The following is a 12591-nucleotide window of genomic DNA, read 5'->3' as shown; positions in this document are numbered from 1 at the left end:
TCCTAGGACAGCGCTATCCAAATCCGGATTGGTATTAACCCTGAGACCCGACCGACCATGGCCGACACCCCCGACCGCCCGCGCTCCCGCTCTTCCAGCCACGTCACCCTGGACGACGTGGCGCGCGCCTGCGGGGTGAGCCCGATCACCGTGTCGCGGGCGCTGCGCGGCGCGCGCAACGTGGCGCCCGAGCTGCAGGCACGGGTGCAGGCGGCGGTCGACCAGCTCGGCTACGTGCCCAACGTGGCGGCGCGCGCGCTGGCCTCGGCGCGCAGTTCGCACGTGGCGGTGCTGATCCCCTCGCTGACCAACCAGCTCTTCGTGGAGCTGCTCGAGGCGGTGCAGGACGCGCTGTCGCCGCACGGCTTCCAGTCGCTGATCGGCGTGACGCACTACGACCCGGCGCAGGAAGAGGCGCTGCTGCGCAGCTACCTCTCGCAGCGGCCGGCGGGCGTGCTGCTGACGGGCTTCGACCGCAGCGCCGCGGCCGTGCAGACGCTGGAGCGCGCCAATGCGCCCTGCGTGTACCTGATGGAAACCTCCACCGAGCCCGGCGTCCACAGCGTGGGGTTCTCGCAGCAGGACGCGGGCCGTGCCATCGTGCAGCACCTGCTGCAGCGAGGCCGCCGGCGCATCGCGTATGCCGCCGGCCAGCTCGATCCGCGCGTGATGCTGCGCCTGGAAGGCTATCGCGAGGCGTTGCGCGCCGCCGGCTGCCACGATCCGGCGCTCGAACTGCTGGTGCCAGGCCCGACCTCCATGGCGCTGGGCGGCCGCCAGTTCGAGGACCTGCTCGCGCGCCACCCCGACGTGGACGCCATCTTCTATTGCAACGACGACCTCGCCCAGGGCGGGCTGCTCGCCGCGCTGCGCACCGGCGTTTCAGTGCCGCAGCGCGTGGCGATCGCCGGCTTCAACGATCTGGGCGGCAGCGACCAGATGCTGCCGCCGCTGACCACCGTGCGCACCCCGCGCCAGGAGATCGGCGAACGCGCCGCCGCGATGCTGCTGGCGCTGATGCGCGGAGAAACGGTCGCCGAGCGAACGATGGACCTGGGCTTCGAGCTGATGGTGCGGCAGAGCAGCTGAAGCGGCGACCGGCGCGCCGCGTACAACGCCTACAACGCCAGCGCCGCCACTCCCGCGCTGCCCAGCGCGCCGCCGTAGATGCGGAAATCGTCGATGCGGCCTTTCAGATAGGCGTCGCTCGCGTACTGCGAACGGCCCAGCCAGTTCTGCGTGGTCGCGCCGAGGTCGATGGGCGCAAGGCTCATCTGCGCGTTGGAAGCGACTTCGACGCCGTCGACATACAAGGTGCCGAGCGTGCCCGACACCGTCACCGCGACGTGCACCCAGCGGCCGGTGGGCAGCGCCGCCGATCCGTCGATCACCTGCTCGTTGTAGCCGTGCTCGGTGGTGATGGAGAAGCGCGGCACGCCGCTGCCGTTGCGCACGGTCAGCATCATGTAGCGGCGCGTGCCCGAGCCGAAGTCGAAGACGCGCGACCACGTCGCGAGGGTGTCGATGTAGAGCCACGCGGTGATGCTGAAGTCGGCGAAGCTCTTCGCCACGCCCGCCGGCAGTGCCACGTAGCCGTTCGTGCCCCCGAGGGCGACGGCGTTGCCCTGGCGTCCGGCGGTCCACGTCGCATCGCCCTGCAGCTCGCCGGCCGCGAACCGGCCGATGGCGTCGGCGGCCTGCGTGCCTGTGGATTCATCGAACTTCAGCTGCAGCAGCAGCTCGGCCTTGATCGCCGCGCGCTCCTCGTTGGAAGCCGCGCTCTCGCCCGAAGCGCTCATCGCGACGACCGCGTAGTACCAGACATCGCCAGCCGCAACGCTGCTGTCAATGAAGCTGAGCGTGTCGGTGATGCCCGATGCGATGTCGGTGTAGGGCCCTCCGGCAGTGCTTGCGCGCCTGACGGTGTAGCTCTGCGCGTCGGGGCAGCCCCACCACGACAGCAGCACCTGCGTGCCGCGCACGCGCGCCGTGAGGCCGCTCGGCTTGCCCTGTGCCGCGAGCGGGTCGCGCGTGAAGGTCAGCGTGCCGAAGCCCAGCTGGTCGCCGTTGCCGCCATCGGACTCCGGCCGCATCTGGATGGCCTGCAGCAGGCTGTAGGGCGTGGCGACGCCCAGGCGGTTCGCATAGTGGTTGTAGATGCTCTCCCAGACGACGCGCCGGTGCCCCTGCCCCGCCGTCGACAGCACCGACTGCGTGCCCTGCCTGTTGACGTTGGTGAAGTAGGGCACGGTGTAGAAGGTGCCGGTGCTGCTGTCGGTGAGGTTGGACTTGGCGACGTACTCCGCGCCCGCGAGGAAGCGGCTGTTCTCGTAGCCGTAGGTGTCGTCGCCCTGGTTCCACGCCATCTCGTGGAACGCGGCCGCGAGGCCGATGCCCAGCGTGCAGTGGCCCTGGTCGCGGCCGCTTTCCTGCCACTGGCCGAGGTAGCCGGGATGCACGTGATAGACCGCCTGCAGGCCCGCCCCGTTGCCCTGGCCGGCCTTGAAGTAGCTCATCGCCTCGTCGTAGATGTCCGTGCGGTCGCACAGCACGCCGATGGCCAGCATCGAGGCGATGTTGCACAGGTCCCAGTTGGCCCAGTAGTTGGTGATCTCCGAGCCGTTGTGGTCGAGCAGGAAGCTGTGGTTGAGCGGATAGAACAGCGTGAGCATCATGTCCTGGAAGCGCGCGAAGTCGCTCGCGGCCCAGCCCTCGTAGCTGCGCATGATCTCGCCCGCGTTGGCGAACTGGTAGCCGTAGATGCCCGCCGCGAGGAAGCGGTCGGAGTTGCCGGTGAGCGTGGTCATCGTCGAAGACCATGCGTTGAGGAAGACGACCGCGAGGTCGGCATAGCGCTTGTCCTGCGAGACCTTCCAGCGCAGCGCGAGCTGGTAGGCGCGCGCGATGTCGATGTACATCTGCGCGAAGTTCGAGTCGTCTCCGCCTCGGATCACCGTGGCCAATGGCCTTGGCGTCGCGCCCAGCTGCGAGCGGCCGTTCGACGTCAGCGCGTTCCAGCCGTCGAGCCATGGCTGCGCCTGCGCCGCGACCTTCTGGCGCATGCGCTCGAAGTCGGCCTCGGTGTGCAGCAGCCCGGGGTGGATGAACTTCCGGGCCTGCGCGGCAGGCGTCGCCGATGCGGGGTCGGTAGCCGTGGCAGTGGTGTCGACAGCACCGGTGGCAGTGGTCGTCGTCTGCGCGCCGGTGCCCGCCAGCGGAAAGGAGAAGCTGCCTCCTCCGCCACCGCAGGCCGTGGTTCCAAGGGCCAGGGCACTCGCAGTGCCCAGGAAGAAAACGCGGCGATCCAGGGAGAAGCCGTTCTGGTTGTCGTCGTCCAACGAATGCATCCTTGCCGAAATCTGTAAAGAGATGATTCAGCAACATGCATGCCCAAGCGCGTGCGCCGCCGCACGGCGTGCCATTGCGCGCAGGGGTGAATGCAATCGCATGCATTGCGTCGGAAACGCATGTATTGGCCTGACATTCGCTGTCACGCCGATGCGCGGCGCGCCCAGGAATGTCAGTGCCAGTTCGCCGGCCTCGCGGCGAGCTCAGGCGCTGTCCGCGCGCGCATCGACGTGCACGAGCTCGACGATGGCCTGCATCAGCGTGGCCGCGCTGACCGGCTTGAAGAGCACCGGCACGCCCCACTCGCGCACGCGCTGAAGGCGGTCGGGCGCGGTCTCGCCAGTGATCAGCAGCATCGGCGCGTCGAGCCGGAAACGATCGCGCAGCCGGAGCCCGACCTGCAGCCCCTCGGCGCCCTCGGCCAGGCGGTAGTCGCACATCAGCAATGCCACGGGGTTCACGTCGGCGTCGGGCTGCATGAGCACTTCCACGGCCTCGGCCTCGTCGGCCACCGCCACCACGTCGATGCCGTAGGCGCGCATGAGTTCGGTCATCGCTTCGCGGATGTCTTCCTCGTCGTCGATCAGCAGCACCCGGCCTCCCAGCTCCGGCACCTGGAAGAAATGGCGCACGGGCGATTCGAACTCCTGCACCGGGGGGCTTTCCTGCGATGCATCCGCCGGGTCGGCCAGCGGCACCGTGAGGCGAAAGCACGTGCCGCGTCCGGGGCGCGATCGCAGCTGCACCGCATGATCGAGCAGCCGGCCGAGGCGTCGCACGATCGACAGGCCGATGCCCAGGCCGCGCGAGCGGTCGCGCCCCGGGTTGTTCACCTGGTAGAACTCCTCGAAGATCCGGTCCGCCTGTTCCGCGGCGATGCCGATGCCGGTGTCGCGCACTTCGATCCACACCTGCTCGCCGCGCCTGCGCGCCGCCACCGTCACGCCGCCGTGGCGGGTGTACTTGAGTGCGTTGTCGACGAGGTTGGAGAGCATGCGATACAGCAGCTGCGGATCGCTGTGCACCCACAGGCCGCTGGCGCGCACGCGCAGCTGCAGCCTCTTGCGCTCGGCCTGTACGGAGAAAGTGTTGTGCAGCGGCAGGAACAGCTCGTCGAGCTCCAGCGCGTGCGGCTGGGGCTGCACCACGCCCGCGTCGAGGCGGGAGATGTCGAGCATGGTGTCCAGCGAAGCGCCGAGCGCGTTGACCGAGCGCATCAGGCGCTCGACGTTCCTCACCTCGGGCCGGTGGCGCAGCGTGTTGCCCAGCGCCGCGCCGAACAGCGCGATGGCATGCATCGGCTGGCGCAGGTCGTGGCTGGCGGCGGCCAGGAAGTGAGTCTTCTCGGCGCTCGCGCGCTCGGTGGCCGCGATCTGCTCGCGCAGCTGGGCCGCGAGGGCCTCGTTCTCGAACTGCAGGATCAGCGTGGCCGTCAGCCGCCTGTTCTGCTTGACGCCCTCGCTCAGCGTCAGCACCAGGTTGACGAAGGCGAAGCCGGCAAGAAACCAGTTGAGCGCGCCGCCGTACCACGCGAGCGAGATGATCAGCCCGCTCATCATCGGAATGCCGTAGCCGAACATCGCCGTGCGCAGCGGCCAGCGGGCCTGCACGGCGCGGGTCCAGCTGCCCATGATGACCACCGTGACGAAGGTGGTCAGCATCGAATCCTGGATGCTCACGAGAAAGAGGCTGCTGGGCGCGGTCACCGTGCTGATCACGGTGACGATGCGGGTGTACTTCCTCGCCCAGTAGGGACTGTCGGACAGCGGCACCTGCGGCGTCCAGCGCGGCGTGGCGATGGCGTAAATGTCGACCAGCACGATGGTCGTGATCAGCGCGACGATCAGCAGCCTGAAGGCCGGGTCCACATAGAAGTAGCCGAAGCACCCGATGCCGATGGCGAAGCCCATGTGCGCCACGATGGCCGTGGTGTGGCCCGCGTACAGCGAGGCCACGTGCTCGCGCAGCACGCGCATCTCGAGCGTGGCGTCGACGGGCAGTCGCCCGGGGGCCGGATGGTCGTCGTTCATTTCCCTTGTCTCCCCTCGGGGTCTTCATCGAGCCCCGTTTTTCCTGCCCGCGCAGGGCTCAGCGCAGGCTGCTGATCAACTGCGCGCGCGAGCGCATGCCGAACTGCAGCAGGATGCCCGCCACATAGTTCTTGACCGTGCCTTCGCTGATGTCGGCGAGCACGGCGATTTCGTGATTGCTCTTTCCTTCCAGCAGCCAGTTGAGCACCTGCAGCTGCCGCTTCGTGAGCTTGTGCCTGGCGTTGCTGGACAAGGGCGCCACGGCATCGGCCGGCGCCGCAACGACGGGAGGCTGGTAGTTCACCGCGTCGCCGCCCAGCAGCCCGCAGGCGCGGATGAAGCTCACGACCTCGCGCAGCGTCGCGGACTTGGGCAGGTATGCGAAGGCGCCCAGGGTCATGGCCCCTTGCGCGAGCGTGTCCTGCGCGAGCGATGTGGTCCCGGTGCCCGAGAGCACCACGATGCGCGCGGCGGGATGGCGCGCTCGGAATTCCATGAGGCCGCTCAGGCCCTGCGTGTCGGGCAGGGCCAGGTCGAGCAGCACCAGCTCGATCGCGTCTTGGTTGTCTTCATAGACGGCCATCGCTTCCGCGAGATTGCCGGCCTCGAGCACCTCCAGGGGCGTCGCCGACACGTTGGCCTCCAGCAGCGCGCACACGCCCATCCTCACCAGGTCGTGGTCGTCGACGACCAGGATGGCGCGCGGCCGGGCGGGGTCTTGCGATGTCTCCGGAGTCGTGGATGCGGGCCTGTCGGTCTCTGTCATCTCCGGATGCTATGTGCCGCCCGCATGGCACCGTAAGTGCCCAAAGTCATGCTCGCGGCACGCAATGTCAGAGCGGCTCCAGCCCTACCCTCTTCATCATGGCCTCGGTGAATACCATCTCTTTAGTGAAGCCGGTGGTGTAGGTCGGACTGTCCTGCATGTCGACCCTGCCGCCCTGCTCCTGCAGCGCCGCGACCACCCTGGGCTGCGCCAGCGCCTTCTCGAAGGCCGCGCGGATGCGCTGCACGACGGCATCGGGCGTGCCCGCCGGGACCGAGATGCCGCCCCACGAGGTGAGCTCCGCGCCCTTCACGCCCAGCTCGGCCAGCGTGGGCACCTGCGGCAGCACGGGGTTGCGCCGGGCACCCGCCACCGCCAGCGGCCGCAGCTTGCCGGCGAGGATCTGCGGATAGGCCACGCTGAAGATCGGCATGCCGAACACGACCTGGTCGCCCAGCACGGCGTTGACCAGTTCCGACGCGCCCTTGTAGGGCGCATGCAGCGAGCTGACGTTCTCGGCCGCGAGCAGCATCTCCACGCCAAGGTGCGACGGCGTGCCCACCCCGCCCGAGGCATACGCGAGCTGCCCGGGGTGAGCCTTGGCCCTGGCCACCAGGTCGGCCAGGCTGCGGATGTCGGAGCTGGCGTTCACGACCAGCACCACGTCCGAGCTCGCCAGCCGCATCACGTGGCGGAAGTCCTTCAGCGCGTCGTAGCCCGGGTTCCTGTACATGCGCATGTTGGCGGCCATGGGCGCGGCCGAGTAGATCCAGGTGTAGCCGTCCGCCGGCGCCTTGGCGACGATGCGCGCGCCGATGTTGCCGGCCGCGCCGGCCTTGTTCTCGATCACCACCGGCTGGCCGATGACCGGCGCCACGGCCTCGGCCAGGATGCGCGCGGTGATGTCGGGCCCGGTGCCGGCCAGGTAGGGCAGCACCCACTTGATGGGACGGCTCGGGTAGGCCTCGTCGGCGCGCGCGAGGCCGGCGCCAAGAGGCAGCAGCATGGCGGCCAGGGCATGCCCCAGCACCTTGCGGCGATACGGATCGGTCATTGTCTTGTCTCCTGTCTTCGTGGAATCCGGAAGGCGGCGATGCGCCGCCAGCCTCGTCCTGTCTTGTCCCGTTTTCTTCTCAGCCCGCCTCGGATGCCAGCAGCTCCCTGGCGATGGTGTTGCGCTGGATCTCGCTGGTTCCGGTGAGCACGCGGTACATGCGCAGCAGTCGGAAGAGGAATTCCACGCGCCGGCCCTGCACGATGCCTTCGCCGCCGTGGATCTGCACCGCGCGGTCGGCCACGCGGAAGGCGGTCTCGGAGCAGAACAGCTTGGCCATCGAGGCCTCGGCGCGCGCATCCGAGCCGGCGTCGATCTGGCGCGCGGTGTGGATCATCAGCGCGCGCGCCGCCGCCAGCTCGGTCGCCATGTCGGCCAGCATGTGCTGGATGGCCTGGAACTGCCCGATGGCGCGGCCGAACTGCTTTCGCTGCAGCGCGTAGTCGCGCGCGTCGCGCAGCGCCACCTGCGCCAGCCCGACCATCGCGGGACAGTGCAGCAGGCGGTTGACGGTGATGCGGCCCAGCGCCAGCGCCAGGCCCCGGCCCTGCTCGCCGATGAGATTGGCGGCCGGCACGCGCGCGTTCTCGAACACGATGTTGCCGGTGCCCGACTGCCCGGCCATGGTCTTGTAGCCCGACTCCACGCGCACGCCGGGCGCCTTCAGGTCGACGAAGAAGGCGGACACCTCCCGCTGCGCGGGGTCGGTGGCGGTGGAGGCGACCAGCACCGCGAAGTCGGCAAAGGGCGCGCCCGAGATGAAGCGCTTGCGGCCGTTGACGACGTAGTCGTCGCCGTCGCGCACCGCGTGCGTCTGCACGGCGCCGGCGTCGGAGCCGGCCTGCTCTTCCGTCAGCGCGAAGCAGATGGCCTTTTCGGCCTCGGCCACCGGCACGATGAAGTTCCGCATCTGCCACGGCGTCGCGAAGCGCGCGAGCGCACCCACGCGCGGCGGGCCGCTCAGTTCGCCGAACACGTGCGGCGCGAAGGGCGAGCCGGTGGCGTAGATCGCTTCCTTGATGAGTGCATGGTCCAGCACCGAGAGGCCCAGGCCGCCCATCTTCTCGGGCAGCGTCATGCCGTAGAAGCCCAGCTCGCGCGAGCGCTTCCACACGCGCTGCAGCAGCTCGCGTGGAGCGCCGCGCTCGCTGTCCACGTCGTGCTCGCGCGCCAGTTCAGCCAGCTCGCCGTTCAGGAAAGCCTGCACGCGCAGGATGACTTCCGCGGCGCGCTCCGAGCCCTCGAAGGGGCCCGCGAAGACCGGCGCCGAAGCGATCGCGGGTGTCGTCGTCGCATCCATCTCAGTTCACCATCCTCTCCTGGCCTGCCCAGTACGGTGCCTGCACCGCCTTGCGCATCACCTTGCCGTTGGGGTTCTTCGGCAGCGCGGCCACGAACTCGATGTGGCGCGGCCGCTTGAAGCCGGCCAGCCGTTCGCCGCAGAAGGCGTCGATGGCCGTGCCTTCCGCCGCGCGGCCGGGCTTGAGCACCACGTGCGCCGCCACCGACTCGCCCCACTTGTCGTCGGGAATCGCGAACACGCAGGCTTCCTGCACCGCCTCGTGCTGGAACAGCACCGCCTCGACCTCGGAGGGATAGACGTTGAAGCCGCCGCTGATGACCATGTCCTTCTTGCGATCGACGATGTAGACGTAGCCCTCCTCGTCCATGCGCGCGAGGTCGCCCGTGTGATAGCGGCCGTTCTTCAGCACCTCGGCCGTCAGCTCGGGCGCGCGCCAGTAGCCGGCGAAGATGTCCTCGCCGCCGACCACGATCTCGCCGATCTCGCCGGTGGCCACTGGTTGACCTTCGTCGTCGAGGATGCGCACGTCGCACTCGAGCAAGGGGCGGCCGCAGGAGGCCAGGCGCTCGGGCCGCTCGGCGCGGGCATGCAGGTGGTCGTGCGTGGTCAGCGCGCACACGCCCGAGGTGGTCTCGCCCGCGCCATAGCCTTGCGAGAGCACGGGGCCGAACACGTCCATGGCCTTGAGGATGCGCGCCGGCGCCATCGGCGCGGCGCCGTAGCCCAGGCGCTGCAGGTCGGGCAGCGGGCGGTACTGCCCTTCGAGCTCGGCCAGCAGCATGTTGATCATGGTGGGGACCATGAAGGTGTGCGTCACGCGGTCGGCGCGCATGTCGGCGATGAAGCGCCCCGGCTCGAAGCCCGAGAAGAGGCGGATCGTCACGCCGCTGCACAGCGCCGGCACGATCTGCATGCCCGATGCGTGCGTGACCGGCCCCACGAGGCCGAGGATGTGCCCTTCGTGCATGCCCTCGGAGCGGATCAGGAACTTGCGCAGCTGCGCGAGCCGGTTGCCGAAGGTCTGCATCGCGGCCTTCAGCACGCCCGAGGAGCCCGAGGTGTAGTGCAGCACCGCGAGCTCGTCGGCATGAACCTCCACCGGCGTGAAGGCATCGCTGGCGCGGGCCAGCGCGGCGTCGTAGTTCGTCGCGGCGTCGCCGTCGAGCAGCAGCAGGCGCGGCATCTCGCCGCGGATGTGCGCGCGGAAGCTCTCTGCGCGTTCGCTGGTGGTGACGATGATCGCGGCCTCGCTGTTGGCGGCGATCTCGCCCACTTCGCTCGGCGACAGGCGCGAGTTGAACGGCGCCTTGACCAGGCCCGCCTTGTAGCAGGCGATCTCGATCTCGACGATCTCGGCGCAGTTGGCCAGGTAGATGCCCACGCGGTCGCCGCGCGCCAGGCCGAGGCCCAGCAGCGCGTTGGCAAGGCGGTTGCTGCGCTGCTCCAGCTCCGCGTAGGTGAGAGTGCGCGCGGGGCTCGTCACCGCGACGCGCCGGCCGTTGGCACGCGCGCTGCGCGCCACGAGTGCGCCGACATTGGCGACCAAGCGCCGTGAGGAAATGGATGGGGGATTGATGCTCGTCTCCTGGATGCCGCGACCGGCAATTCGCCTGTCGCCGTTCCGCCTTTGCGGTTGCCGGCACTTTTCCAGAAGCGGGGCTGCAGGAGAAATACTGTTTGCTGATCCGGGGCCATCAAGGGAATTGATGGCCTGCCGCGCGAGGCCGCGCCGCGGCGGTCAGCCGTTCATCGTCCACTCGGCCATCCACCTGCGCTGCTCGATCAGGCGCTGCGCCTGCGACGCCAGTGCATCGACCACCACCTGCGTGACGGCATCGAGCGGCCGTTCGGTTGTCACCAGTGTGTATGCGCGGGACAGCTCGGGGTTGACCACGCGCGCGACCACCCAGCCGTCGCCCGAGGGCGGGCTGTCGTTCAGCGCGCAGGCCGGCACGAAGGTGAAGCCGGCACCGTTGAGGTAGAGCGAGCGGATCACGCGCGCGGAGTCGTGCTCGTGGACGATGTTCAGCGGCACGCCGCGGGCGCTCGCCGCGCCCTCCACCGCCTGCCGGATCGCGAAGCGGCGCGACTGCAGCACCAACGGCTGCGCCGCGGCATCGGCCAGGTCGATCAGCGGATACGCAGGCGGCGCGACGCGGGCATCCGCCTTCGCGGAGCGCCGCCGGGGCGCGGGCGGCGTGCGCAGCAGCCGGCCGACGTGGCCGCCGGTATCGCGTCCGCAGAAGTACATGCCCTCCTGCGCCATCGGCCTGCAGCGCAACCCTTCCAGGGGCGGGGTGTCCACCAGGATGCCCACGTCGGCGCGGCGCTCCAGCACGGCCTTGCACACCGTCAGGCTCAGGCCGTCGAGCACGAAGACGCGCACGCGCGGATGCGACTCCTTGAGCGCGGCCAGCACCGGCCCCATGAGCAACGAGGCGAGCAGGAACGGAATGGCCAGCGTGACCGAACCCTCGGGCCCCTGCGGCAGGCGCTGGATGCGCTCGCGCATGGCGTCCGCGTCGCTCAGCAGGCGGCGGGCATCTTCGTAGAGCCGAAGCCCGGCGGATGTCGGCGTGACGCCTGCATGCGAGCGCTCGAAGAGCTGCACGCCGAGTTCGCTTTCCAGCTTCTTGATCTGCGCCGTGAGCGCGGGCTGCGCCACGTAGAGCGCCCCCGCCGCGCGGGAGAGGCTGCCGGCTTCGAGCACGGCGATGAAGTAGCGGAGGGTGCGCAGGTCCATGGAGTTCCGAGTGTGGGGCCGGAGCTGGCAACTATGCCTCTCGGGGCTGGTGGCGGGCTGGTGGCAAGGCCCTGGACCTAGTAAACCCTGATCGGCCGACAGACATGTGTCCGAAAATTGGACACGACATTTGCCTGAATAAATTACACCGCCCGACCGGCGAACCAGGAAATCTCTTGTGGATCAACGCGCAGGCGCACTGGCATGCCCCGTGCAAAGCACAGCCGATCCGATCCACAACACGCGCGGAATCATCGCGGGCCGTCACTCTCCCCGTTCCGCGCCGGGAGACACCATGGACACACTTCTTCAATCTCGCGCAGACGCGCCCCAGGCGCACGACAGCGTTGCCGCCTGGTTCGACCCGCTGCTGTCCGAAAGGCTCGCGCAGGCCGGCTTCGGCACGCTGGAACAGCTGACGCAACGCATCAACGATGCCGGCCTGACCTGGTGGTACCCGGTGCGGGGCATCGGCGTGAGGCGCGCCGAGCGCGTCGTGCAATGGCTGCACGAGCAGCAGGAGAGCACGGGCATGGAGGTGAACCTGCGCGGCCTGCGCGAACACGGGCGGGCGCGGTCCTCGTCATGCGCCGGCGCCCGGGCTGCCGCCGGATGAGGCTCGGATAATGCGGGCTTCGTGTCAGCAGCAACAAGGCAAGGATGAGCGCCGCGGATTTTCTTTTTTCTCCCGAAGTACAGAAGCTGCTCACGGTCTTGTATGCGGCGCCAGCCGATGAGCAGTTCCCCACCGTCGAACTCGCGCGACGCGCCAGGCTGGCGGAGCCGGAAGCCACCGCCACCGTCGGGCATCTGGTCGGCAGCGGCATCGTGAAGCGGCAGGCCGCGAAGGCCGAGCAGCCCGAGACCATCCAGATCGACCGCTCCTTCGTCTTCCACGACCAGCTGCGCAGCATCGCGCGGCGGTCGTTCGCCGCGGCGGAGCCGATCCGCTCCATGTTGCGCTCCAAGTTCAAGGATTCGGTCGTGCGCGCATTCGTGCTGGGCGAGGACGCGCAGGGCACCATCGAACTGCTGGTCGCGCATGGTCAGCTGGTTCCCGACGAAGCCACCATGGCGGCGGCCTGCCAAAAGCTTTCGAAGACCATGGGACGGCACCTCAATGTGCACGTCATTCCGCTCGCCCGGCTCAACGGCATGTCGCCGCGCGATCCGCTGGCGTCGAAGCTTTCCGCGAGCACCGTGCACGAGATCATCGCGCTCGGGGACACCAAGGCGGCGTTGCCTGTCGAACGGAGCGGCCTTCTGCAGGCGGCCAGGAAGAAGCTGGCGACGCTCGGCAGGCCCTGAGAAGTGCAAAGGGCCTGCCCTCGAAAGAGCAGGCCCTTC

Annotated in this window: 10 protein-coding genes; 3 read left to right on the top strand and 7 right to left on the bottom strand. The window is 69.1% G+C overall.

What is annotated here, in order from left to right:
* Positions 1 to 57 precede the first annotated feature (57 nt).
* Positions 58 to 1089: a LacI family DNA-binding transcriptional regulator gene (locus SFB74_RS02690; RefSeq protein WP_432729127.1), complete on the top strand. Its 1032-nt coding sequence runs from the start codon at positions 58 to 60 to the stop codon at positions 1087 to 1089.
* A 29-nt stretch (positions 1090 to 1118) separates the two neighbouring features.
* Here the strand turns inward: SFB74_RS02690 and SFB74_RS02685 are convergent, their stop codons facing one another.
* The 7 genes from SFB74_RS02685 to SFB74_RS02655 form a co-directional block, all read right to left on the bottom strand.
* Positions 1119 to 3347: a LamG-like jellyroll fold domain-containing protein gene (locus SFB74_RS02685; protein WP_432729126.1), complete on the bottom strand. Its 2229-nt coding sequence runs from the start codon at positions 3345 to 3347 to the stop codon at positions 1119 to 1121.
* Positions 3348 to 3551: 204 nt separating this feature from the next.
* Positions 3552 to 5378: an ATP-binding response regulator gene (locus SFB74_RS02680; RefSeq protein ID WP_432729125.1), complete on the bottom strand. Its 1827-nt coding sequence runs from the start codon at positions 5376 to 5378 to the stop codon at positions 3552 to 3554.
* 58 nt (positions 5379 to 5436) lie between these two features.
* Positions 5437 to 6144 carry a response regulator transcription factor gene (locus tag SFB74_RS02675; protein ID WP_432729123.1) on the bottom strand — a complete coding sequence of 236 codons (708 nt, stop codon included), beginning with the start codon at positions 6142 to 6144 and terminating at the stop codon, positions 5437 to 5439.
* Positions 6145 to 6211: 67 nt separating this feature from the next.
* A complete protein-coding gene (locus SFB74_RS02670) occupies positions 6212 to 7198 on the bottom strand; it encodes a Bug family tripartite tricarboxylate transporter substrate binding protein (RefSeq protein ID WP_432729122.1) in 987 nt (328 codons plus the stop codon).
* Between the two features lie 79 nt (positions 7199 to 7277).
* A complete protein-coding gene (locus SFB74_RS02665) occupies positions 7278 to 8498 on the bottom strand; it encodes an acyl-CoA dehydrogenase family protein (RefSeq protein WP_432729121.1) in 1221 nt (406 codons plus the stop codon).
* 1 nt (position 8499) lies between these two features.
* Entirely contained in the window at positions 8500 to 10092 is a 1593-nt protein-coding gene (locus SFB74_RS02660; RefSeq protein ID WP_432731863.1) for an AMP-binding protein, read from the bottom strand.
* Positions 10093 to 10239: 147 nt separating this feature from the next.
* Positions 10240 to 11244 (bottom strand): LysR family transcriptional regulator, encoded by a 1005-nt coding sequence (locus SFB74_RS02655; RefSeq protein WP_432729120.1) that lies wholly within the window; start codon positions 11242 to 11244, stop codon positions 10240 to 10242.
* Positions 11245 to 11539: 295 nt separating this feature from the next.
* On the opposite strand from SFB74_RS02655, the gene SFB74_RS02650 reads away from it, so the two are divergent.
* Positions 11540 to 11860 carry a phage integrase family protein gene (locus tag SFB74_RS02650; RefSeq protein WP_432729119.1) on the top strand — a complete coding sequence of 107 codons (321 nt, stop codon included), beginning with the start codon at positions 11540 to 11542 and terminating at the stop codon, positions 11858 to 11860.
* Positions 11861 to 11904: 44 nt separating this feature from the next.
* Positions 11905 to 12552, top strand: a complete 648-nt coding sequence (locus SFB74_RS02645) for a hypothetical protein (protein ID WP_432729118.1) — start codon at positions 11905 to 11907, stop codon at positions 12550 to 12552.
* The last annotated feature ends 39 nt before the right edge of the window (positions 12553 to 12591 follow it).

This window comes from Variovorax xiamenensis (assembly GCF_050916385.1).
Classification (GTDB): Bacteria; Pseudomonadota; Gammaproteobacteria; order Burkholderiales; family Burkholderiaceae_C; genus Variovorax.
Note: the sequence above shows the minus strand (reverse complement) of the source record. Positions and strands in the feature narration are given on the sequence as shown.

Coding starts and splice junctions, on each gene's coding strand:
- SFB74_RS02690 (WP_432729127.1), top strand. CDS start 58: ATGGCCGACACCCCCGACCGCCCGCGCTCCCGCTCTTCCAGCCACGTC.
- SFB74_RS02685 (WP_432729126.1), bottom strand. CDS start 3,347: ATGCATTCGTTGGACGACGACAACCAGAACGGCTTCTCCCTGGATCGC.
- SFB74_RS02680 (WP_432729125.1), bottom strand. CDS start 5,378: ATGAACGACGACCATCCGGCCCCCGGGCGACTGCCCGTCGACGCCACG.
- SFB74_RS02675 (WP_432729123.1), bottom strand. CDS start 6,144: ATGACAGAGACCGACAGGCCCGCATCCACGACTCCGGAGACATCGCAA.
- SFB74_RS02670 (WP_432729122.1), bottom strand. CDS start 7,198: ATGACCGATCCGTATCGCCGCAAGGTGCTGGGGCATGCCCTGGCCGCC.
- SFB74_RS02665 (WP_432729121.1), bottom strand. CDS start 8,498: ATGGATGCGACGACGACACCCGCGATCGCTTCGGCGCCGGTCTTCGCG.
- SFB74_RS02655 (WP_432729120.1), bottom strand. CDS start 11,244: ATGGACCTGCGCACCCTCCGCTACTTCATCGCCGTGCTCGAAGCCGGC.
- SFB74_RS02650 (WP_432729119.1), top strand. CDS start 11,540: ATGGACACACTTCTTCAATCTCGCGCAGACGCGCCCCAGGCGCACGAC.
- SFB74_RS02645 (WP_432729118.1), top strand. CDS start 11,905: ATGAGCGCCGCGGATTTTCTTTTTTCTCCCGAAGTACAGAAGCTGCTC.